The following is a 24,048-nucleotide window of genomic DNA, read 5'->3' as shown; positions in this document are numbered from 1 at the left end:
TGTTAGTTTGTTATATTATTTCTAAAGTATACAAAATAAACTACCAATAAAATAATAACTACTATAGGAATAATCCATTTAAGAGCTACTCCTGCTCCTTTATTATCAGGTTCATTAACCGTTGGCGCCGGCCCTGGATTATCTTTATGCGCTTCATAATTCGTTTCAACCGGGACTGGCGTTTGATGTATATCTTCTTTTTTAGTTTCCATAGCAAGGAGAGTTAAATAATTTCGTTGCTAGTTTAACAAATTAAGCCTTGAAATGTTTTTAAAGCAAATAGTTATCTTTGTTTAATAGATGCTAAAAATTAACGAAACCCATAGTAAAATAATTAAAGCCGAAGCCCTCCGTCTTGGATTTATGACTTGTGGTATTTCTAAGGCAGAATTTTTAGAAGAAGAAGCTCCGCGATTAGAAAGTTGGTTAAAGAACAACTATCAGGGCGAAATGAACTACATGCAAAATCATTTCGATAAACGATTAGATCCACGTTTACTTGTTGAAGATGCAAAATCCGTCATATCTTTAACCCTAAATTATTTCACTACCGAGAAACAGATCGATCCTAGCGCACCTAAAATTTCTAAATATGCCTATGGTGAAGACTATCATACGGTAATTAAAGAAAAGCTAAAAGAATTAATGGCTTTTATCCATAACGAAATAGGAGAAGTAGGAGGACGATGCTTTGTAGATTCTGCCCCTGTTTTAGATAAGGCCTGGGCACAAAAATCGGGTTTAGGTTGGCGTGGAAAAAATTCGAACTTGATTAGCAGAGAAGCAGGATCCTTCTTTTTTCTGGCAGAATTGATTGTTGATTTAGAATTGAAATATGATTCACCTTTTGTGGCCGATCACTGTGGTTCGTGCACCAGATGCATCGATGCTTGCCCTACCGATGCCATTATTGCACCCTATATCGTTGATGGAAGCAAGTGTATTTCGTACCTTACTATTGAGTTAAAAAATGAAATTCCCGCAACATTTAAAGACAAAATGGAGAACTGGATGTTTGGCTGCGACATTTGTCAAGATGTATGCCCATGGAACCGCTTTGCTACCCCACATCAAGAATATGCCTTTAATCCATCACAGGAACTATTGCAATTTACCAAAGCAGATTTAATTGAAATGACTGATGAAGTATTTAAGAGAGTTTTTAAAGGTTCTGCAGTGAAACGAACGAAATTTAGTGGATTGAAGAGAAACATAGAATTTTTATGAAAAACACATACACACTCTTTGCATTAATCTTCCTATTGGTACAAATTTCATTTGCTCAAAAGTTAAAATTAACTTCCCGAAAGGCAGCAGCCTTAACAGGTACTGCTTTTGCTAATTCCATTTCAGATAGCACCTTAAGTTTAGCTGAGCGCGAAAAAATAATCTATCAAGAAATAAAAAACGGAAACGTGCCTGATTTTTTAAGAAAATTAAGTTTAGTGGAATACGAACTTAGTATTGAAGGAATAAAATATAAAGTTAGTTATTTCTCTTTACCAGATTATATGGCGATAGGCGGTAATGACGACTATTTCTATATCCCTATGACACCCATTTTAGCACAAAGGGTAGCTAATCTTCTAAAATGTTCATTGCCTACAAAAAAAATAGTCGATTTAATAGATGAGCAAGCAAAGATTAAATTAGCCCCAAACCCAATTCCACCTACAAAAGCGATGACAACTGTTCCTGTTTTCATCACCCACAACCTCATGATTCGACAACAATTAGTGCCTTATATAACACGGCATAATCAAAGTGAGTTAACCTCAGGCAACAAAAAAGACATTATTGTTAGTAACAAAATATACACTGAAAAAACGCCAAAAGTGGTAATTTATGGATGGCATCAGCTCAATGGAAAAGCAATTCAGCCTGTTTACAATAAACATAGTAATACATGGGCCGATTATAGTCACGGGGTAAGGCTAATACAAAATAAAATAATTATTAACAACAAGAAAACGACTTTACAAAAAGTGCTAGCTGACCGTAAATTATGTGTTTTGTTGAGCGATGAGGGGGTGATTGAAAAGGCTTTTTATCCATAAAAATCGAAAGTCTATTTCACCAAAAACGTATTATCGCTCTTATTTTTATCTGGCACGTGACTGCTTCCTAATACAACTTTTACAATTTTTTTCTTTGTTTTAACGACAGATAGATAAGTACTACTTCCATTTTCCCAAGCCGCTATTGATTGGTGTTGTTTTTCAATAGAACCGTCATCAAATGTTATTGTTAAATCTATTGGTAAGGGCTTATTACTTTTATTATCGACTTGAATTGAATACTCATCATTGCTTACTTGCACAACATTTTTAATGGCCATATCCACAATACCATCTTCAAAAAACCAACGCTTCCAGAACCAATCAAGGTTTTTTCCAGCTCCAAAATTCATGCTGTAAAAGAAATCGTAAGGCATAGGGTGTTTGCCCTGCCACGAAGTGATATAATGATGCAAAGCTTTTGTAAATAATTTGTCGCCCAAATAATCTTTAATAAACAGATACCCAAAACCAGGCTTTGGGTAATTATTTGTAAATGATCCAGAACCTTTTAGATCGGTGGTTAAGGTGATAATAGGAACATCATCTTTTGTGCCAGATGTACTTCCTGTCGGACCAACCCCATATCCATCTACAATTGTGCTATCAATCATCGGAGAGATTAACCATTCGCCAATTGTTGCCCATCCCTCGTCCATCCACGCATATTTGGTTTCATTAATTCCCATATAAAAAGGAAACATGGTATGAAAAATTTCATGGTCGGTAAGGGTAATCGCATCTTCTTTACTGCTAACAGGATTATCATTTACCATCATGGGATATTCCATCTGATCTAAACCATCGAACACCGTTTCGTGATTATATGGAAATGGCCATTTCGGGAAGGTATAACTCATGGCATAAATGGTTTTACGCGCAAAGTCTATTACCTCGAAATAATCTTTATGTTTGGGATTAAAAACGGCATCAACTCGTGTTCTTCTGCCTGTTTTTGGGTCTACTACTAAACTATTCGATTTCCATAAATAATGGTTACTCGTTGCAAAAGCAAAGTCGACTACATTTTTAGCAGAAAATTTAAAGGTGTTGAAGGGTTTTTGTTGGGTTACCTTACCTTGTGCTAAATCTATACTATCAATTACATTTATCGTTTCGTCACTTTTTTCGGCCAATTGCAATTTCTGGCTAATGTTTTTTTCAAAAACGGCCGTTGCATTTGTTAAATCGCCAGTGGCCCAAACTGCAAAATCTTTTGGAACAGTAATCGCTACTTTAAAATCGCAAAAATCGTTATAAAACTCTTCATCGCCACTATATGGAATTTTGTTCCAACCATCTATGTCATCATAAACCGCTATACGTGGAAAGAAGTAGGCTATAAAATGTGCACCCTCGTCTACCTGACCAGTACGTATATGTGAGCCTTTGTTTAAAGTATAATGATATGAAATCTTTAATTTTACACTTTTACCAGCCGCCACTTGAGTTGGTGTATGCATATTTGTACCTTCGATAACTAAATTTGTTAACGCTACAGGAGCGTTATTGATATCAAATGAAGTAATAGCTACACCCTCGCCTAAATCGCGTTCACTAATTTTCGATTTTCGAGAAACGTCTTTTTTGTATAGATTTGGATAGAGTTTAAACCAAAGTTCTGTAAGATTATCAGGGCTCTTATTGATGTACTCTACTTCTACAGTTCCAGATACAAGTCGTGAAAGTGGATCAAAGTTTATCTTTAAGTCGTAATTTGCTGTATTTTGCCAGTAATTTTTCCCTGGCATGCCTGTTTCTGATCGCGTTCCTTTTTGATATGCCTGTCTAAAAATTTGCGCTACTGGCAATTGTGCATCCGCCGTAATGGCGAAAAAAAAGGCAATGAGAATTATCTTAAAAAATTTCATTCTACTTACCAAACTTCATTTTTAACTGTTCTAACATATCTGTTGTAACTATAGCAGATAATTTTTGAGTGGCTTTAGGTGCTCCCGCTCTCTTTTCTTGAACTGGACTTGGTTTTGAGGAATAATTTTGTTGTTTTGCTTGCCTTACCTGTTCTTTCTTTTTCGACCATCTTGTCCAAATCTCATCTAATTTCTTTTTGGTATATAAGGGAAAATCGCCTTGTTTCATCCAGGCATAATAACTAGGTTCTGTATCAAAAATGCTCTCTACTGTTCTACCCTTATGCTTTCCAAAATTGATTACTTCTTCACCTTTTTCGTTATACACCATTCTTCCAGCAAAATCTACTGGATTATGCAGATTAGTAAATTGATGTAGTGCTTCTACATCATTTACTACAGGTTTAGATACTTTGCCTTGTTTATCTTCAAAAGGAGTGTCTTTATATCGATCTATTTGTGCTAGCAATACTTCATATGTAGCTCTAATATCCGCTTCTGCACTATGTGCATTAATAATTTCTTCGCCGCAATAAAATTTATAAGCTGCCTTTAATGTGCGTTGCTCCATTTGATGAAAAATATTCTGCACATCTACAAATTTACGTCCAGTCATATCGAAATCAATTCCCGATCGTAAAAATTCTTCTAAGAGCATTGGAATATCGAATTTATTGGAATTAAATCCAGCTAAATCTGCATCTGCAATAAAATCGGCTATTTCTTGTGCTACGGCTTTAAAAGTAGGTGCATTTGCGATATCCTCATCATAAATACCATGTATTAAGGAAGTTGCTAATGGAATAGGCATCTCTGGATTAATACGCATCGTTTTAATTTCCTCTGTACCATCGGGCATAGCTTTTAGGATGGCAATCTCCACAATTCGGTCGGCTCCTACATTTATTCCTGTTGCTTCAAGATCAAAGAACGCTAAAGGGCGTTTTAAATTTAATTTCATCTGTATATTCTCTATTTTCATCTTTCAGATGGAGCCTTTAATCCTGTCTCCTTCATGCCCATATCAGTCTCTTCTGAAAAGCTAAACTACTAACAATATCTCTAATATTATACTTTCTGATGCAAGTTTTCCTTATTTTCGCATTATAAATGCAAAAATTAAACTATAAACCTTACCTGATTAAAACAATTATTAACTATATAGTTATCCACTTATTTTAACCATGGCAGGCTCCATCTAGCTACTAAAAACAAAATTATATTAGATGAAATTTTTCACTACCCTTATCCTGTTCATTCTTCTTCTTTTAGACGCAAAAGCACAAAATTTTAGATTTGGCGACATAACGAACAACGATTATGTAATTAACAGAAATACAATAGATAGTAATGCAAATGCCATTGTTATTCAAGAATTTGGTAGATCAACTATGCAACTAAATGAGGCCGATAATCGTTTACACCTCATTTTCGATTACCATGTGAAGCTAAAAATCTTTAACAAAGATGGATATAGACAAGGGAATATCATCATTCCACTTTATAAAGGAGAAAACCAAGAAGAGTTTATCACTGAAATTAAAGCAAGTACATATAATTACAATGCGGGTTCTTTCGAAGAAACCATTATGGATAAGAAAAGTATTTTCTCAGAAAAACGAACAAAATATATTGAGCTTACAAAGTTTACACTCCCAAATTTAAAAGATGGATCGATTATAGAATACAGCTATCGCTTAGAATCGCCTAATATCTTTAACTACAAATCATGGAACTTTCAAACAGATATTCCCAAAATAAGTAGTTTATATGAAGTAAATATACCTGCCATTTATAATTATAATGTGCTTTTAAGGGGTCCGTATAAGTTAAGCGATCAAAAAGTAGAACTTTCTAAGGAGTGTCTACGCTTACAAGGAACCAATATCGATTGTTCAAAGATTTCTTACCTCATGACAAAAATTCCGGCATTTATTGAGGAAGATTATATGACGGCGGCTAGTAATTTTAAATCGGCCATTTATTTTGAACTCTCCGATATGCAGCGCATTGACGGCAGTAGGCAAAGTTATACCAAAAGCTGGAAGGATGTAGATTACGAGTTAACTTCTGCACCTAACTTTGGTTCGCAAATGAAAAGGAAGGATCTATTTAAAGATGTTATGCCGAGCTTACTAAAAAATGCGAACACAGATTTAGATAAGGCAAAAACCATCTATAGCGATATCAAAAAGAGGCTTAAATGGAATAATTACTATGGAATGCATAGCGAAGGGAATATAAAAGCGGCCTTAGAAAATAGATCGGGTAATGTAGCTGATATTAACTTAAGTCTAATTGCCGCGCTTTCTGCCGCAAATTTAGATGCTGAAGCGGTAATTTTATCGACCAGGGATAAAGGAATGGTTAATAAACTATACCCCGTCCTTACAGAATTTAACTATGTTATTGCAAAAGTTAATATAGGCACAGAGAGCTACCTTTTGGATGCAACCGAACCACTTTTGCCTTTTGGATTATTGCCTATCCGCTGTATTAATGATCAAGGTAGAGTAATTAATTTAAAAAAACCCTCATATTGGATCGATTTAAAAGCTTCCCAAAAAAGTGTTACCAGTTATGTATTAGATGGTGTGTTAACCAAAGATGGAAAAATTAAAGGCACAATTATTACATATAATCTAGGTTATGATGCTTTTAATAAAAGAACTGCCATAAAAAAATACAATTCAGTAGAAGAATATGTAGAAAAGTTAGATGAGCAAATGCCCTATTTGAATATTACAGGAGAGGAAATTTCGAATATTGATAGTTTAGATTTGCCTCTTACTGAAAAATATGAGGTCGAATTTTCGGCGCATAATAGCAATAATGCTTCGCAACTCTACCTTAATCCATTTTTTATTAATCGAATCACTAAAAATCCCTTTAACTTAAACGAAAGAACCTATCCAGTAGATTTAGGTACGGCTAACGACGAACGCATTATGATTAACATTAGCTTACCGGAAAAATATGAATTGTTAGAAAGTCCCAAAGATTTAGCAATTAGCTTGCCCAATAATGGTGGAAAATACCTATTGAAAACAGTTTTTGAGGATAATAAGCTGTCAATTAGTCAACTTAAACAATTTAGTAAATCTATTTATCCATCAGAAGAATATTTATACTTAAAAGAGTTCTATAGTAAGATTATTCAGAACCAAAAAACCGATTTATTATTAAAAAAAGTGAATTAATGAAGTATATTCTCCTTATTTTATTTATAACTGCCTATTCTTTTAACAGCATTGCACAGGAAAATTACAATGCCGACCTTATTCCTTTCGCCCTAAGAAGCCGTGCAAATGCCACCATTCGCAATGAAGAAACCGTAGTTAACATGCGTGCAAAAGATAATGTTAGCTATACAGTAAAACAGGTAATCACCGTATTTAATAAAAATGGCGAAAATAGTGCACGATTGGATTTATTTTATGATAAAAATACTTCAATAAAAAGTATTAAAGGAGAGATTTACAATGCAGAAGGGCGATTAGAAGGGAAGTTTAGTCAACGTGATTTTTTAGATCAAAGTGCTGTCCACGATTTCTCACTCTATGAAGATACACGAGTAAAGCGCTATTTACCAACCAGAAATACGTTTCCATATACCCTAGTTTATGAATATGAAGTGCTTTTTAAGCAAAATCTTATTATTCCAAGTTGGTTCCCAAAACCATTAGATGATGTTTCTGTAGAAAAAAGCAGTTATACTTTTATAAGTAAGCCCGGCGATAAATTTCGCGTTAAAACGCAGAATTTACTTCAAAAAGCAGAAGAAACTAATAATGAAAAACAACAAATTTTAACTTGGAGAGTAAATAATTTACTTGGTGTTAAAACAGAACCGTATAGTCCGATTCAAGATACCTATCAAACCTTTGTTAAAATTGCACCCGAAAATTTTAATTATTACAACTACGCAGCAAGCTATAAAAACTGGGATGAGTTGGGTAAATGGATTTACGACGATTTGTTAGCTGACCAAAAAACCTTACCCCAAAACACAGTACAGTTTATAAAAGATTTGGTTAAGTTAGCGAAAACAGATAAAGACAAAGCGCGTAAAATCTATCAATACTTACAAGATAAAACGAGGTATATTAGTGTTCAAATCGGTATTGGTGGCTTTAAACCTTTTAGCGCAGCCGATGTAGATCGCTTGGGCTATGGCGATTGCAAGGCTTTGGTAAATTATATGCAAAGTTTGTTAAAGGCAGCAGATATCGATTCGTATTACTGTATTGTTAATGCAGGAGATGAAAAAAAGAGCCTCGACCCTTCTTTCGCTAGCATGAACCAGGCAAACCATGTTATTTTATGCATGCCCTTAGCAGGTGATACGACCTGGCTAGAATGTACGAGTCAGAAAATTCCATTCGGCTTTTTAAGCTCCTTTACAGACGATCGCTTGGTAATGGCCTGTACCTCATCTGGCGGAAAATTGTTGCGTACGCCAAAATACACTGCACAGCAAAATCTTCAAAAGCGAATTGCGACGCTATCGCTCGATAAATACGGCAACATTAAGGGCGAATTGAACACGCTTTTTACCGGCATACAGTATGATAACCATGAGGAAATACAAGGAAAACCGATGAGCGATCAACAAAAAATATTAACACAAAAATATGCTATTGATAATATCAATTTTGAGACAGTAACCTATACCGAAAAGAAAGATAAGCTACCAGAATTGCATGAAAGTTTAAGTTTAACAATAAGAAATTATGGTGCTGTTAATGGTGATAAAGTCTTTCTGGGCATTAATCCTTTTCATTTAAAAATACCTATTCAAGAGGTGCGAAGTAGAACACAACCTGTTTATGTAAATAGAGGTTATACCGATGAAGATAGCATTACTTATACCCTAGCAAACGAATACCTTACTATTTTCGAACCACTAGAAAAATCATTCCAAAATCAATTTGGCAGTTACTGGGCCAAAACGAGCATTCAGGGAAATGTAATTACACATTACCGAAAATTTACCCTAAACGAAGGAAATTATGAGGCAAAGAGTTATGTAGATTTTGTTAAATTCTTAACAGATGTGAATACAGCCGAGCAATTAAGATATGTGCTTAAGTTAAAAGAATAATTCCTAAGGCAATACCAATGATCATAATGAGGTACATCAAAATTTCGGTGGTAGCAAATTTTTTGTATTTAGTCCAAAAGGAGTCGGTTTCTTTCATTAATTTTATTTCACCAATTTGTTTACTTGTTCTTCTACAAATTTATGTTTGGGTTGTTTTTTAATGTCCATTTCATCATCAATATCGCCTCTATAAATAATTAGAAATCCATTTGGTTTCTTTTGTAGCACAATTGCGGTTGGGGTTTTGCTAACGCCAAATAACGTAGTGTATTTGAATTGAGAATCGGAAACATAGGGAAAAGTAAATCGTTCCTTAATCGCTAATTTTTTCATTTCTGGCAAAGCATCTAACGGATATTGATCGGGATAATCGCCATAAGGACCAATAGCAACAATTGGATAGCCTTTTGGTTTATATTTTTTATCCAAGGCCATTACTCGGCTTTCATAAGCTCTACAATGATCACAACTTGGGGTCATAAACACCAAAATAAAACCCTTTACATTTTTTTGTGCTCTAAGATCGTATTGCGTACCATTTGTGGTTTTTAGCGAAAAGTTGGAGAATACATCTCCAGGGTTCAAGGATACCATTTGCGCATTTAGCGATAGTGAAATACCAATACATAGGGAGAGAGAAAATAATAATTTACGCATATATTTATTTTAAAGTTCCAGTTTTTACAATCGCATTTTGATAAATAGGTAAATTTAAATCATCAACAACCACGCCACGAGTTGTAGAAGCGTGTACAAAAAAGTTGTTGTTTAAATAAACGCCAACATGATCCACTTCATTGCCTCCAAAAGCGAAAAAAATAAGGTCGCCTTCCTTGAGGTTATCTTTATCTTTTTTCCTAACTGCTTCAGCTTGGTCTTTCGACCGGCGAGGTAAAGTTAAGCCATAAATATCTCTTTCTAAAATTAAAGCGAAGCCAGAGCAATCAATTCCTTTTTTATCCATCCCCCCTAGCCTATAGGGCGCACCTGTCCAATGGGTAATGAAACGATAGAGATCCTTACTTTTTAAGTTCGCCATGGCCTCTGCCGCCCGAGCGGCTTTTGTGGTAGAGACGGCGTGTTTTTTTGAACTGCAGGAACCGAACAGTACAGCCATATACAATAGCAGAAATAATTTTTTCATCTATATAATTTGTCCTCTGAGGTGATGAAGCTACCATGATTTTTTCATTTCCACGGTGTGATTTGTAAAATCATGATGGTTTCATTAATTGATGTTGTAAATTGCCCTATTGAGTTTTTGCAAACAGACCTCCATTATTCGTCCAAACATGAATATCAAATTTGTCTTCGCTTATAATGTCTAAATCGCCATCATTATCTATATCGTGAGGCCTTAACCAAATGATCCATCTTGGATTATCGTCCCTATAGTTTCCGATAACTGCTGAACTCATATCAGAAAAATTCGTACCGCCATTATTTTTAAGGAGTTGAATATAGTATCCTTGATAAAATGGCAGAGTAGAAGCACCATCGCCAGTTTTAGTAATTAATAAGTCTATTTTCCCATCTTTATCATAGTCTAAGATGTTAAAATTATTGCTAACCCCATAATTAGGAACAACGGGTAGTATTGTGGAGTTTGTACTTGTAAATTTTCCACTAGGGTTACCCCACAAAATCATAGGTTTAGCCGATATGTTTGGATATAATTTAACATTGGCGTCGTTGTCATGGCCACTAATGGCTAGATCTAAGTAGCCATCGGCATTTAAATCATAAAGTACAGACGTAAAGTAGGTTTTACCTGTAATATCATTCGGAAAAACAGAGGCATCGTAAGTAAAATTTCCTGCTCCATCGTTGAGTAGAAAAATTCCTCCAGGCTGAACCATGGTACTTGTCATAAAAATATCTACATCGCCATCATTATCAATATCACCAGAGCAAACAGAATGGGTAAAAGGAAGTCTAGTACCCGAAGGTAAAGGAAGCTCCTTAGGCGTAAATTTTCCATTGTTATTCATTAACACATAAGATTTCTCTCCTGGAAATGGGTCTTTATCATAACCATGTCCAATTACGACAACATCCATAAATCCATTTTTATCAAAATCGCTCAGAATAGATTGACGTGAGTGAACATAGGTTGGGGTAAAACCCTCGAAAACTGTTTGATCTCGTTGATAACTTCCTCCATTATTTTTATAATAGTGAAGCGGAAAACCAACATTTGCATCAAAATTAAAGGTACCACCAATTAAATCCAGATCTCCGTCTTTATCAAAATCATAAAAAGATCTAGCAGCGAACTCATCTACAAAATATCCACCATGCTGAGTTTGGAAAATAGTACCGAGATTGGTGTAGAAAAAATTCTCTTTTTGAGCATAAATAAAGTAGGAAGTCGTCTGATTAATATTTGACGATGGTGAATTACCAAACTTACTTAATTGAACTGAATAGGCAGCGGTAGAGCCATCTTCGGCAACAACTGTATAAACAACTGGATTAGTGAAATTATTCTTTGAGACCCCGCTAATTTGAGAAACGTTAGCAACGGTTAACTTTGCCTGAGGACTAACTGTAAAATCAGCTATAAAATCTCGATCAGTAATATTTGCAGGAATTGTTATGGTAATTATAGATCCTTTAATATCTCCTTGTAAATCAGTGTTTAAAGAAGGGTTTTTAGCTTTGGTAATCACAAACGAAGTAATTACTTTTTCATTACTTAATTTGGGAGCATCTTCGGTGGTTTTTTTGCAAGAAATAAAAATTAAAACGGCAAGAACGACAATTATTTTTTTCATCAATAGAGATTATTTGTAATTAGTTCATGTTATTAGTGGTACTCATGAGCCCTATGGAGGTTTGTTTTCAATTGTGATAAAGCTATCATGATTTTTTCCATTTCACCGTGTGATTTTGAAAATCGTGATGGTGTAATCATTTTTTATTCTAAGATATTAATAAATTAAAAATTAAACTACGTTTTTATCAACCGTTGTATCTCATCCAATTTTAGCAAAGCTTCAACTGGAGTTAATAAATTAACATCTAAGTTATTGAGGGTATCTCTTATCTTAACCAAAACAGGATCATCAACTGCAAACATTTGTAATTGATAGGCCTGGTTTTGCACTTTCTTAATACTGTCTTTGATACTTTGCCCCTCAGTTCGGTCAATTTCTAACCGCTTTAAGATTTCATTTGCTCTGTTTATCAATTTAGAGGGCATACCTGCCATTTTTGCAACATGAATACCGAAACTATGCTCGCTTCCACCTGGCACCAGCTTACGCAAAAAAATTACCTTGTTCGACATTTCCTTTATCGTTACATTAAAGTTTTTTATTCGCCCCATGGTATTTTCTAATTCATTAAGTTCATGGTAATGCGTAGCAAAAAGCGTCTTTGGTCGTGCCGTAGGATGTTCATGCAAGAACTCAGCGATAGCCCAAGCGATTGAAATCCCATCGTATGTACTTGTTCCTCTTCCAATCTCATCGAGTAAAATTAAGCTCCGATCTGAGATGTTATTCAAGATACTTGCTGTTTCGTTCATCTCTACCATAAATGTACTTTCGCCACTTGATAGGTTATCTGAGGCTCCTACTCTTGTAAATATCTTATCCACCAACCCAATTTTGGCTGCCTTTGCAGGAACAAAACTGCCCATTTGTGCCATTAAAACAATTAAAGCCGTTTGCCTTAAAATGGCCGATTTACCCGACATATTTGGTCCGGTAATGATAATAATTTGCTGCGTATCGTTATCCAAAAATACGTCGTTGGTGATGTATTCGTCGCCCGGTGGCAATTGTTTTTCAATAACGGGATGGCGGCCACCTTTAATATCTAAGTCTTTTTTATTATTTAACTCAGGCTTAACATAATGATTATTAACTGCCAATTGCGCAAAACAAAGTAAAACATCTAACTGCGCAATTAAATAAGCATTAAGTTGTATTGGTATAATGTATTGTGCAACCTGGTGCATTAATTCAGTATAGAGACGGATTTCAATCGCTTGAATTTTTTCTTCTGCACCTAAGATTTGCTCTTCATATGCCTTTAACTCAGGAGTAATGTACCGTTCTGCATTTACTAAGGTTTGTTTACGAATCCAACTTTCTGGAACTTTATCTTTATGAGTGTGTGTAACTTCAAGATAATAGCCAAAAACATTGTTAAACGATATCTTTAAAGATGGAATTCCGGTACTAGCAGCCTCCCTTTTCTGAATTTCGACCAAATATTCTTTACCCCCAAAGGCAATTTTACGTAAACGATCAAGTTCATCGTCTATTCCCTCAGCAATTACATTTCCTTTAAGCAACAAGGCTGGTGGATCAGGCTGTAATTCTCTTTCCAGTTTCTCCCTTATGGTTAAACAAGGATTTAACTGATCAGCCATTAAGCCTAAAAAGGGATCTTTAGTTAATTCGGCAACTTTTTTAACTTCCTCGATATGTGATAGTGCCCGTTTTAGTTGGCTGAGTTCTCTAGGACCAGCCTTTTGCAGTCCAACTTTAGAAATTAACCGTTCTAAATCGCCAATAGGTTTAATGTGGCTTAAGAACTCCTGTAGTAAATCTTGGTGATTTACCAAATATTCTACCATACCTAACCGTTCTTGAATGGGCGTAAGTTCTTTCAATGGCATGATCATCCATTTGTGTAACATTCTAGCACCCATTGGTGTACTGGTTTGATCCAATACATTAAATAAGGTAACTGCATTATCATTGGCCGAACTCACCAATTCGAGGTTACGAATGGTAAAACGGTCTAGCCACATGTATCGTTCTTCTTCGATACGAGAGATGTTAGTAATATGCTGTAAATTACGATGTTCGGTTTCGCCAAGATAGTAAAGCACCACACCAGCTGCAACTACACCAGATTGCAATTTATCAACTCCAAAACCTTTTAATGAGTTTACTTCGAAGTGATTGGTTAATATTTCTGCAGAATAATCTCCTGTAAACGCCCAATCGTCGATAGGAAAGGTATAAAACTTATCCCCAAAAGTGGATAAAAACTCCTGACGTTTGCTTTTCTGAAAAACCACCTCAGTTGGTCGAAAACCTTGCAGTAACTTATCTATATATTCAGCATTTCCTTGGGCCACTAGAAACTCGCCAGTAGAAATATCACAAAAAGACACACCGATTGTTTGCTTGTCGAAAAATACAGCAGCAAGGTAATTGTTAGATTTCTGGCTTAAGATATTATCATTATACGCAATACCAGGAGTAACTAACTCCGTAACACCCCGTTTTACAATATTTTTAGTAAGTTTTGGATCTTCAAGCTGATCGCAAATCGCTACACGTTGGCCCGCTCTCACCAATTTAGATAAATAATTTTCTAAGGAGTGATGAGGAAAACCGGCAAGTTCGAGTGCTCCGTTCGGACCTGTGCCTCTTTTGGTTAAAACAATTCCCAAAATTTGAGAAGTTTTGATAGCATCTTCACCAAAGGTTTCATAAAAATCGCCCACTCTAAACAACAATAAGGCACCAGGATATTTTGTCTTGATGGTATTGTATTGTTGCATTAATGGGGTTACTTTTTCTGTTACTTTGGCCAAAATTACATTTTTTAGGTAAGGCGTAAATATACAATGTTGCGTGGTAGTGATGAAGTTTTTGTGGAGAAATTAAATTATTGTGGATAGGTTTTCACTTGCTGCGATTTAATTACGTACCTTTACAGCATCACCGTTTAACCCACCTCTCCTACAGTAGGATTTTTATTTAGCTCGAATTACCTACCCACTAAAATTAAAGCCACAACGTTTTTTCGAAAACCCCTATACTTAACTACCATGAACGCAAAAAATATAGCTTATGAAATTGGACTCTTCCTATTTCAATTAAACAATTCGGCAAATGAAAGCGGATTTAACACAAAAGAAAGTTGGGAAGTTAAATTAACTAACGAAGAAGAAATGACCAGATTAGTTAAAAACTTCAAACCTGCTGTAGCTACTCAAATTGCTCCAAAAGCTATCGTTGAAGTATTTAATGCGGTAAAAAACAAATTAAATCAACCAGCAGACGCTGAAATCGCAAAATTAGACGACAAAGGAGTTGCTAAGTTGGAACTTAATTATATTGTTGCATATAACTTGAATAGACCAATACGCTAGTTAAATCATTTCACCATTTAAGGCATAGAAGACACAGAATTAAGACTTACTATTTACTTAATGTTTTATCATAGCCTTATGTTATAAGCGCTAACCTTATATACCCCTTACATTTCTTATCTGGTTGAAAATAACTATTCAATAACTACTTCCAGTTGATCTTCAATTTTCTTCCTATCGTTGATGGCCCAGTTGGCCATGGCATTTAGTACAGGTGTAAGCTCATTTCCTGCTGGCGAGAGCCAATAGGTAACATGTGGAGGCACTACATCTTCTGCTTTTCTAATCACCAAACGATCCTCTTGCAATTGCTTTAAATGCTGAATTAACATTTTTTCGGTAATGGTGGGAATTGCCTTACGCAATTCGTTGTACCGCTTTGCACCATCCATTAACTGAAACAAAATAATTGGCTTCCAATAGCCGCCAAGCTTATTCATTACATAACTTACCGGACACCAAGCTGCCGTTAGTTGCTTATTTTCATTGCGGGTAGAACTTTCTTTGATTTTTGTCATGATACATACTTTAGGGTAAGTACTTGTATAAAAGTAAGTACAAATATACCTTTGTTCTATCAAAAATTAAAATTTAAAGTTATGAATATTACCATCACAGGATCATTAGGAAACATCAGCAAACCACTTACCAAAAAACTTGTTAAAGCAGGGCATAATGTTAAAGTAATTACGAGCAATGAAACTAAAAGAAACGAAATTGAAGCTTTAGGAGCAACTCCTTCTGTGGGCTCAATAGATGATGTAGCATTTTTATCAGCTGCATTTAAGGGCGCTGATGCAATTTACACCATGACACCCAATAATTTTAGCGCTACCGATCAAAGGGCATATATGGTAAATGTTGGAAAGAGCTACGCAGAAGCGATTACAACCGCTCGAGTTAAGAAGGTTATCAACCTTAGCAGCATTGGTGCCAATTTAACGGATGGAACGGGACCGATTAAAGGTTTACACGATATAGAAAACATATTAAACAACCTTGAAGGTGTAAACATCAAACATCTAAGGGCTGCTTACTTCTATACCAACTTTTACAACGACATCGCTCTTATTAAAAACCTTGGTTTTACAGGATCGAATTATGATGGGAATACGCCAATGGTATTGGTACATCCAAAAGACATTGCGAGCCAAATTGCCAAGCAAGTTGAAACTGGTTTTGAAGGCAAAAGTATTCGTTATGTTTATAGCGATGAGCAAACCGCATCAGCTGTTGCAACTACTTTAGGTAATGCAGTTAACCAACCCAATTTACCATGGATTCAGTTTACCGATCAACAATTATTAGATGGAATGTTACAAGCAGGGTTACCAGAAGCGGTTGCTAAAAATTATGTAGAAATGGGCCAAGCAATGGGCTCAGGATTACTTAATGCCGACTTTAACTTAAACAAACCTGAAGCAGGTGAGACAAAGTTGATTCAATTTGCTAAAGAATTTGCTACGAAATTTGAGGAATAACCTCATACATCAAAAATAACCACATAGGAACATAGGCACATAGTTATGTTTTTATGTGGTAAAAAAATTAAAGTCGCTTAATGTAACTCAAAAACAACGCCAATGCCTTTCTCTTTTCTTCGGTGAAATCGAAATCGAGTTTATAGCGTAAATAATCTTCTAAATCGAAGTTAGGAACCACTGGAAGTTCCTTTAACAGTTCATTCCTATGTGCAAGTCCGAATTTTAGCGCAGCATTGAAATCGGCAATAAAATCGGATGAAATTTCTTTATTTGCTACCCAAGCCGCATACACAAAGGGTAAACCGGTAAATTTCATCCACTCTTCACCCATATCGTAGGCATAAGGAAAATCTGTTTTCCGTCCGAATGTACGATCTCCAATTAACACGATAGCATCGGTTTGCACGTCTTGGTCGCCCGAAAAAGATACCTCTACCTTAAAATAAAATTTCAATAAAACCTGGGCTAATTGGTTAGAAGTACGCGATTGAGGGTCGAGTTTTACGGTTTTAATTTCAGTTGCAGGCACATTCGAAAAAATGAAAACAGAATTAACTGCACCTATAGATCCGATACAGTAATCGGCAACGATGTTTGCGTTTGGCACAAAGGGAATAGCGGCAACTGGAATTAAACCAATATCTACTTGATTAGTAATTAATTTTGTTGCACAATCTGAAGGAATGTCTAAACTCAAATCAATCTGCTTTAACACCTCAGATCTTTCAATTCCATAGATAAAGGGTTTGGTATTGGTATAGGCAACTGCCGAGATTTTAACTTTGTCTAACACTTTTTCTTTCTAATTTCTAGTTTTAGGATTGGCATGAAACAGATGCTTTACATCCCCTTCAAATGATCCGAATTATTAAAATCGATTACCTCAAACTTATTATTTTCATAACTCAACCTATATAATGTGGTATTTTGATGCGGAAAATCGCCCATCTGAGACAGGGGCTTATCCAGTAAGTAGCATAACAATAAACGCATTGCACGACCATGCATACAAATCAATACACATTTTTCATCAGTCTTACTCTTAATCACATCAATTGCTTTGGTTAAACGATAAAGCACCTCGTTCGGGCTCTCGCCACCTACAAATTTAGCTTCGTAATTTCCACCCTGCCACTTTTCTACAATTTCTTTAAATGCATGTCGAGCTTCTTCGGTGTTAGGCTTACCCTCCCAATCGCCCCAAGCTAACTCATCTAACCCGTCTAACTGATCCCAGGCCAATCCCAAATCGATAAACGCCTGTACCGTTTGGTGCGTTCGTTTTAATTTGGAAGTATAAATATGGTCGAATGGGATTTGTTTATAGCGGTTAAAAAATGCAGTTGATTGTTCACGACCTGTATCGTTCAAATCGGTATTTACACCCCTGCCTTGCACTATTCCTAATCGGTTCAATTCTGTTTCGCCATGGCGGATGATGTACAATTCTTTCATAATTAGCAAATCTGCTAATTAGCTAATTAGCTAATTAATAACTGGCAACTTATAATACTGTGGTTTAGCTTCATTCTCAAAAACAACATCGGTATAATCGGTGACAACATTATAGAGCGTATCTCGTTCTATCGGCTTACGTCCAACTTGTTTAATTAAATTCACTAATTCTTGGGTGCTCATGGCTGGGTTTTGTTCTTCGGCTCCTGCCATCGAATAAATTTTAGTGGTATCGTCTAATGTACCATCAATATCATCGACGCCGAAATTTAAAGACATTTGTGCCGTTTCTCTACTAATCATCGCCCAATACGCTTTTACATGATCGAAGTTATCAAGGTAAATACGACCAATAGCGTAATTTCTCAGATCTTCAATTACTGAAACTTCATTAACATGGCTCATTTGGTTGTGTTGATTTCTAAATTTTAAGGGAATAAAGGTTTGAAAACCGCCTGTTTTGTCTTGTAATTGACGTAGGCGTTCCATATGGTCTATACGGTGTTCGAATTTCTCGATATGACCATATAGCATGGTTGCATTAGAACGCATACCTAATTTATGCCATTCTTCATGTATGGCTAACCATTGATCGGCTGTACACTTATCTTTTGCGATCTGTTCTCTAATTTCAGGCGCAAAAATTTCGGCACCACCACCGGGAATAGATTCTAGCCCTGCCTCTTTCATTAATTTCATACCCGTAGCATAATCAATCTTTGCCTTTTTAAAGATATAATGATATTCTACGGGTGTTAAAGCCTTTACATGAAGTTCAGGTCGATGTATTTTTATGGATCTAAACAATGAAGAATAGAATTCGACATCATATTGAGGCAAAACCCCGCCCACAATATGCACTTCGGTTACGGGTTCGCTATCGTATTTCTTAACAATAGCCAACATCTCTTCCATTGTTAAGGCCCAACCTTCTTCCTTTTGCTTTATTAACCTCGAATAAGAACAAAATTTACAGTCGTAAACACATAGATTAGTTGGCTCTAAATGGAAATTACGATTAAAATATGTATAATCACCATGTTTTTTCTCGCGGATATAATTCGCCAAAACTCCTAAATAACCAAGTTCGGCATGGTTATATAAATATAGACCCTCATCGAATGTTATTCGTTCATTCTCCGAAACTTTTTGAGCAATGGTTAATAAAGGTTTTGATAAATTGACGTTATTTAAAAGAATAGCTAATGCTTGCACTTGATTTTTCCTTAATATTAGGCAAAAGTACAATAATAAGGGTATTGAACATCATTTTGTTGTAAAAAGAGAAATTCGCAAATACAAAAGCCGCAGATGCGCAGCTTGATCATTTCAACTCTGCGCATCTGCGGCTAAAAATATCTTAATTAATTCATTGCCTTGGTAAAATTCAACACTACATATGCCGAACCACTACCATATTGAATTGGCGATTTAATTACCATATAATCTTTATTGGCCGAGCTCAACATTAAACGATAACCATCTGTAATGTTTTTAGGTTTTTCGCCTTCGTTAATTTTTTTAAATTGAAAAGTTTCATCTGCAATACTTACCGACCAAAAAATGTTTTGGGTTTTCGCATCACAAAGTGAACTTTGCGGTAAATTGTACGTACCATTACCACTGTTGGTTAGGTTCCACGTACTTCCGATAAAGCATTTATAAGAATTTTCTCCTAAAAACGATTTAACTGCTATCTCTGGAATGTTCTCAAAGGTTATGTTACTTAGAATCCAATTTCCAGAAACGTCTCCACGTTTAGCAGCCACGGTACCTGTAGTTGTTTTTGGTGAGCAGCTATCTAATGTTAATACTGCACTAAGCGCAAGGGCGACTATTAAAAATATCCTTTTCATCTTTTTTATTTTATGGTTTTTAATTGTGAGATGGAGCCTTTCATGATTAAAATGATTATTAATCATGTAGAGTTCATAATTTATTTTTTCTAGTGGATTACATAAATCTTGCCAAAAATAAACTAATTGTCCTTTTTAACAATTAAATTTGCTTGTATACGTTTGCTTTCCCCTTTATTCACATGAAATTAGAAACCAAAGCCATACACACGCTCCATAATTTAAAAGCAGCCACAGGCGATGTGAGCATGCCTATTAGTCTTTCTACAACATTTTTTCGAGGTGAAGATGGTGGCTATCCTGGAGGACATCAATACAGTAGAGTAAGTAACCCGAATCGGGCAGCGCTCGAAAATGTGCTTAGCGCACTCGAAGGAGGGGTTGATACCTGCACATTTTCTTCTGGCAATACTGCTGGCATGGCTATTTTTCAAGCATTGGAACCGGGAAGCCATGTTATTGCACCCGATGATATGTATTGGGGGTTTAAAAAACAGTTGCAAAGTATATTCGCCTCCACCCTAATGTTCGATTTTGTCGATTTAACGCAGCCTGAGCACATTTATGCGAGCATACGGCCCGAAACTAAAATGATATGGGTTGAAACGCCTTCGAACCCACTTTTAAAAATTACAGATATCGAAGCCATCGGAAGAATTTGTAAAGAGAATACCTTAATCTTTGCTTGTGATAGCACTTTTGCTTCTCCAATTTTACAGAACCCAATTGCTTTAGGGGCAGATATTGTAATGCATTCGACCACCAAATATATCGGAGGGCACAGTGATGTTTTGGGGGGATCGCTTACAACAGCTAACATTAATCCATTTTGGGATAAAATTAAGAATATACAGCAAATCGGAGGGGCAGTTCCTTCTCCATTCGATTGTTTCTTATTGCTTAGAAGTTTAAAAACATTATCGTATCGGATAAAAGGCCATTGTGAGAATGCAAGAAAATTAGCTCATTATCTCGATAATCATCCTAAAGTAGAATTTGTATATTATCCAGGTTTAGTTTCACATCCGCAACACGATGTAGCTAAAAAACAAATGAAAGATTTTGGCGGCATGCTTTCTATTTTGGTTAAAGGCGGTGCAGAGAATGCTAAAAAAGTAGTAAATTCAGTACACATTTTTGCACAAGCAACCAGTTTAGGGGGTGTAGAAAGCTTAATTGAGCATAGGGCATCTGTTGAAGGACCAGAAACTAAAACTCCACAAAATTTAATTCGGATTTCGGTGGGACTAGAACATATCGACGATTTGATTGATGATTTAGGGCGGGCGCTATCGCTAGTCTAGAGTTTTGAGTCGTTAGTCTTGAGTAAATTTAATCTGTTAATTATCAATAATTTAAAAAATTATCAGAATTTAATTTTGTAAATAAACAAAATATTTCTACATTTGAAATATTATTTGGCGAAAGCCAGAAAAATCAAGTCAATTACCTTACTGGTTTTGATTTATAAAGAAGTGGCGAGAGACAGGCTCATCGACCCACTGGCAACCCTCCAAACGGAGAAGGTGCCAATTCCTGACCAGATAACATGGTGTTATTTGGAAATATAAATTAAGAATATGAAAACATTCAATTCAAATTCGCAAAGTAGCGTCTTTACAAATTCATGTTGTAGCAGGATGAATATGATTTTAGGACTTTAGAATTTCGAAATTCTATTTCGTCCAATAATCCTACGATAAATCGTAACCTCAGAATTACATCCTTTTAACATTTCAATACGCAAAAAATGAGTACTACATCAGTATATAAATACCCAAAGATTTTTAAACTAGAAAGCGGAAAAAAGCTTCGTAATTTAGAAATCACTTATCAAACCTATGGAAAATTAAATGCAAATAAAGACAATGTGATCTGGGCCTGCCATGCGTTAACCGCTAATGCTGATGTGTTAGATTGGTGGAAAGGATTGTTCGGAAATAATGCATTATTTAATCCAGAAGAACATTTTATTGTTTGCGCAAATGTTTTAGGTTCAAATTACGGAAGTTCAAATCCTTTAAGTACAAACCCCGTAACCGGCCTTGCCTACTACCTTTCTTTTCCAGAATTTACCATTAGAGATATAGCAGCTTCACATCATTTATTAGCCAACCATTTAGGTATAAGCAAAATTAAAGTGGTTATAGGTGGTTCTTTAGGCGGACAACAAGCCTTAGAATGGTCGCTAGCAGGTACAAATATAATTGAGAATTTAATTCTCGTGGCCACAAATGCAGTTCACTCGCCATGGGGAATTGCGTTTAACGAAAGTCAGCGTTTAGCCATTAGCACTGATCGTACTTTCTATGCCAATCAGCCAGATGGCGGATTAAAAGGCTTAAAAGTAGCTAGAAGCATAGCTCTTCTATCCTATCGTACTTACGATGCCTATGCGGCAACACAATTAGAAAGTGTGAATGATAAAACAACTGGATATAGAGCAGCTTCTTATCAAAATTATCAAGGCGAGAAATTATGCAAGCGCTTTAATGCCTATAGTTACTGGTATTTGAGTAAAGCAATGGATAGCCACAATGTTGGTCGCGGAAGAAAAAGCATCACGGCAGCATTAAATAGCGTGAAATCGAATACACTGGTTATTGGAATAGAAAACGATGTATTATTTCCTATTCGTGAACAAAAATATTTAGCAGAACACATTAAGGATGCAGAATTTAACAGTATTAATTCGGCATATGGACACGACGGTTTTTTAATAGAAACTGATCGATTAACCAATATAATCGGGAATTTTTTGAAAGAAAGCACGAATAAAAAAGTGATAAAATTGAAGACGGCGTAAAAAGATAGTATTTAAAATTTAGCGGAAATTAAGTAAGTAAAAATGAGTAAGAAACTTAAAATAGGGTTATTTGGATTTGGTGTAGTTGGACAAGGATTAAACGATATTATCCGTAGCCAGAATTTAAACATAGAAGTTGTTAAAATTGCAATAAAGAACGCAGAGAAGAAACGTATTCTATCTGCTTCGTTATTTACCACTTCGCACGAAGAAATTCTGGATAACCCAGAAATAAACACCATTGTTGAGCTAATTGACGATGCAGAAGCAGCTTTCGAAATTGTAAAAAAAGCATTAAGTACGGGTAAAAACGTGGTATCCGCTAATAAAAAAATGATTGCCACTCACTTACAAGAATTAGTTCAGCTGCAAACTGAATACGGAACTTCCCTATTATATGAAGGTGCAGTTTGCGGGAGTATTCCGATTATTCGTAACCTAGAAGAATATTATGATAATGAACTTTTGCATGGCATAAGCGGTATTTTTAATGGCTCATCAAACTATATATTGTCGAAAATCTTTAATGAAGGTTTACCTTACAATACCGCTTTAAAGCAAGCACAAGATTTAGGCTTTGCAGAAACAGATCCAATTTTAGACGTTGGGGGCTTCGATCCTAAATTTAAATTAACCATAGCAACTGCACACGCATACGGATTATTTATCCATCCCGATAAAATTTTAAATGTTGGAATTCAGAATTTATCAGAAAACGATGTGCAATATGCCAAAGAGAAGAATTACAAAATTAAACTGGTTCCTACAGCCCGTAAAATTAGCACCAAACAAGTAGTTACGTATGTCTTACCTAAATTTGTGAAAGCAGACGACTTCTTGTACAATGTAGAAAACGAATACAATGGCGTAACTGTTCAGGCTGCTTTTGCAGATAAGCAATTCTTTTTTGGAAAAGGTGCTGGTGGCCACCCTACTGGTGCAGCTGTACTTTCCGATATTGCTGCATTGCGTTACGATTATCGCTATGAGTATAAAAAATATAACCAACAAAATGGCTTAATCCATACGGATAAAGTAAATATTGAGGTTTATTTGCGCTACGTACATGAATACACGGTAGAGAAATTACAAGTTGAGAATATTGTTGAGCGCTTTTCACGTAACGACTATAAATATGTGATTGGAAGCATTAGCTTAAAAAACCTAATCGCAAATAAAGATTTGCTTACCCAAAAAGATGTGTTTATTGCACAAACGGGTAAGTTAAATTATACCGAAGAGGCGATTAAAGCAATCGCTGAAGAAGGTATACTGTTAAATTGATAGCTAA

General features: G+C 35.6%; 21 protein-coding genes and 1 riboswitch. Of the genes, 9 read left to right on the top strand and 12 right to left on the bottom strand.

The window, feature by feature from the left end; all coding sequences use genetic code 11:
• Positions 1-2: 2 nt before the first annotated feature.
• A complete protein-coding gene (locus WG904_RS15680) occupies positions 3-212 on the bottom strand; it encodes a hypothetical protein (RefSeq protein WP_339580282.1) in 210 nt (69 codons plus the stop codon).
• 88 nt (positions 213-300) lie between these two features.
• Between WG904_RS15680 and queG the strand changes: the two genes are divergently transcribed.
• Both queG and WG904_RS15670 read left to right on the top strand, forming a co-directional pair.
• On the top strand, positions 301-1,227 hold the full coding sequence (gene queG, locus WG904_RS15675) for a tRNA epoxyqueuosine(34) reductase QueG (protein ID WP_339580281.1): 927 nt from the start codon (positions 301-303) through the stop codon (positions 1,225-1,227).
• Positions 1,224-2,057 carry a hypothetical protein gene (locus tag WG904_RS15670; protein ID WP_339580280.1) on the top strand — a complete coding sequence of 278 codons (834 nt, stop codon included), beginning with the start codon at positions 1,224-1,226 and terminating at the stop codon, positions 2,055-2,057. The genes queG and WG904_RS15670 overlap by 4 nt, the downstream gene beginning before the upstream one ends.
• An 11-nt stretch (positions 2,058-2,068) precedes the next feature.
• Here WG904_RS15670 and WG904_RS15665 read toward each other — a convergent pair whose 3' ends face one another.
• Positions 2,069-3,928: a M1 family metallopeptidase gene (locus WG904_RS15665; RefSeq protein WP_339580279.1), complete on the bottom strand. Its 1,860-nt coding sequence runs from the start codon at positions 3,926-3,928 to the stop codon at positions 2,069-2,071.
• A 1-nt stretch (position 3,929) separates the two neighbouring features.
• Positions 3,930-4,889 (bottom strand): exonuclease domain-containing protein, encoded by a 960-nt coding sequence (locus WG904_RS15660; protein WP_339580278.1) that lies wholly within the window; start codon positions 4,887-4,889, stop codon positions 3,930-3,932.
• 265 nt (positions 4,890-5,154) lie between these two features.
• On the opposite strand from WG904_RS15660, the gene WG904_RS15655 reads away from it, so the two are divergent.
• Both WG904_RS15655 and WG904_RS15650 read left to right on the top strand, forming a co-directional pair.
• Entirely contained in the window at positions 5,155-7,128 is a 1,974-nt protein-coding gene (locus WG904_RS15655) for a DUF3858 domain-containing protein (protein WP_339580277.1), read from the top strand.
• Positions 7,128-9,032, top strand: coding sequence for a DUF3857 domain-containing transglutaminase family protein (locus WG904_RS15650; RefSeq protein WP_339580276.1), 1,905 nt, complete (start codon positions 7,128-7,130; stop codon positions 9,030-9,032). Before WG904_RS15655 ends, WG904_RS15650 begins: the two co-directional genes overlap by 1 nt.
• A gap of 102 nt (positions 9,033-9,134) precedes the next feature.
• Here the strand turns inward: WG904_RS15650 and WG904_RS15645 are convergent, their stop codons facing one another.
• The 4 genes from WG904_RS15645 to mutS all read right to left on the bottom strand — a co-directional run bounded on the left by WG904_RS15645 (position 9,135) and on the right by mutS (position 14,595).
• Positions 9,135-9,689 (bottom strand): redoxin domain-containing protein, encoded by a 555-nt coding sequence (locus WG904_RS15645; RefSeq protein WP_339580275.1) that lies wholly within the window; start codon positions 9,687-9,689, stop codon positions 9,135-9,137.
• Positions 9,690-9,693: 4 nt separating this feature from the next.
• Entirely contained in the window at positions 9,694-10,176 is a 483-nt protein-coding gene (locus tag WG904_RS15640) for a C40 family peptidase (RefSeq protein WP_339580274.1), read from the bottom strand.
• Positions 10,177-10,282: 106 nt separating this feature from the next.
• Complete coding sequence (locus WG904_RS15635) at positions 10,283-11,809, bottom strand: FG-GAP-like repeat-containing protein (RefSeq protein WP_339580273.1); 1,527 nt, start codon at positions 11,807-11,809, stop codon at positions 10,283-10,285.
• 176 nt (positions 11,810-11,985) lie between these two features.
• A complete protein-coding gene (mutS, locus tag WG904_RS15630) occupies positions 11,986-14,595 on the bottom strand; it encodes a DNA mismatch repair protein MutS (protein ID WP_339580272.1) in 2,610 nt (869 codons plus the stop codon).
• A gap of 237 nt (positions 14,596-14,832) precedes the next feature.
• Here mutS and WG904_RS15625 point away from each other — a divergent pair, with 237 nt between their 5' ends.
• Complete coding sequence (locus WG904_RS15625) at positions 14,833-15,156, top strand: hypothetical protein (RefSeq protein ID WP_339580271.1); 324 nt, start codon at positions 14,833-14,835, stop codon at positions 15,154-15,156.
• Positions 15,157-15,290: 134 nt separating this feature from the next.
• Here WG904_RS15625 and WG904_RS15620 read toward each other — a convergent pair whose 3' ends face one another.
• The gene (locus WG904_RS15620) at positions 15,291-15,674 is read right to left on the bottom strand and encodes a winged helix-turn-helix transcriptional regulator (RefSeq protein WP_339580270.1); all 384 of its coding nucleotides are present in this window, start codon (positions 15,672-15,674) and stop codon (positions 15,291-15,293) included.
• An 81-nt stretch (positions 15,675-15,755) separates the two neighbouring features.
• Between WG904_RS15620 and WG904_RS15615 the strand changes: the two genes are divergently transcribed.
• Positions 15,756-16,637 carry an NmrA family NAD(P)-binding protein gene (locus tag WG904_RS15615; RefSeq protein WP_339580269.1) on the top strand — a complete coding sequence of 294 codons (882 nt, stop codon included), beginning with the start codon at positions 15,756-15,758 and terminating at the stop codon, positions 16,635-16,637.
• A gap of 67 nt (positions 16,638-16,704) precedes the next feature.
• On the opposite strand, the gene WG904_RS15610 is transcribed toward WG904_RS15615, so the two are convergent.
• From WG904_RS15610 to WG904_RS15595, 4 genes are all read right to left on the bottom strand, one after another.
• On the bottom strand, positions 16,705-17,433 hold the full coding sequence (locus tag WG904_RS15610; RefSeq protein WP_339580268.1) for a menaquinone biosynthetic enzyme MqnA/MqnD family protein: 729 nt from the start codon (positions 17,431-17,433) through the stop codon (positions 16,705-16,707).
• Positions 17,434-17,480: 47 nt separating this feature from the next.
• Positions 17,481-18,095 carry a histidine phosphatase family protein gene (locus WG904_RS15605; protein WP_339580267.1) on the bottom strand — a complete coding sequence of 205 codons (615 nt, stop codon included), beginning with the start codon at positions 18,093-18,095 and terminating at the stop codon, positions 17,481-17,483.
• Between the two features lie 30 nt (positions 18,096-18,125).
• Entirely contained in the window at positions 18,126-19,310 is a 1,185-nt protein-coding gene (gene mqnE / locus WG904_RS15600; RefSeq protein ID WP_339580266.1) for an aminofutalosine synthase MqnE, read from the bottom strand.
• 149 nt (positions 19,311-19,459) lie between these two features.
• Entirely contained in the window at positions 19,460-19,951 is a 492-nt protein-coding gene (locus WG904_RS15595; RefSeq protein ID WP_339580265.1) for a hypothetical protein, read from the bottom strand.
• Between the two features lie 182 nt (positions 19,952-20,133).
• On the opposite strand from WG904_RS15595, the gene WG904_RS15590 reads away from it, so the two are divergent.
• The 3 genes from WG904_RS15590 (at position 20,134) to WG904_RS15580 (ending at position 24,041) form a co-directional block, all read left to right on the top strand.
• Positions 20,134-21,255 carry a trans-sulfuration enzyme family protein gene (locus tag WG904_RS15590; RefSeq protein ID WP_339580264.1) on the top strand — a complete coding sequence of 374 codons (1,122 nt, stop codon included), beginning with the start codon at positions 20,134-20,136 and terminating at the stop codon, positions 21,253-21,255.
• A gap of 158 nt (positions 21,256-21,413) precedes the next feature.
• A riboswitch (SAM riboswitch) is annotated at positions 21,414-21,525 on the top strand.
• Positions 21,526-21,701: 176 nt separating this feature from the next.
• On the top strand, positions 21,702-22,757 hold the full coding sequence (locus tag WG904_RS15585) for a homoserine O-acetyltransferase family protein (protein ID WP_339580263.1): 1,056 nt from the start codon (positions 21,702-21,704) through the stop codon (positions 22,755-22,757).
• A 42-nt stretch (positions 22,758-22,799) separates the two neighbouring features.
• Entirely contained in the window at positions 22,800-24,041 is a 1,242-nt protein-coding gene (locus WG904_RS15580; RefSeq protein WP_339580262.1) for a homoserine dehydrogenase, read from the top strand.
• The last annotated feature ends 7 nt before the right edge of the window (positions 24,042-24,048 follow it).

Origin of the sequence: Pedobacter anseongensis (assembly GCF_037482965.1) — a bacterium.
GTDB lineage: Bacteria > Bacteroidota > Bacteroidia > Sphingobacteriales > Sphingobacteriaceae > Pedobacter > Pedobacter anseongensis.
This window is presented reverse-complemented; position numbering and strand designations above follow the sequence as displayed.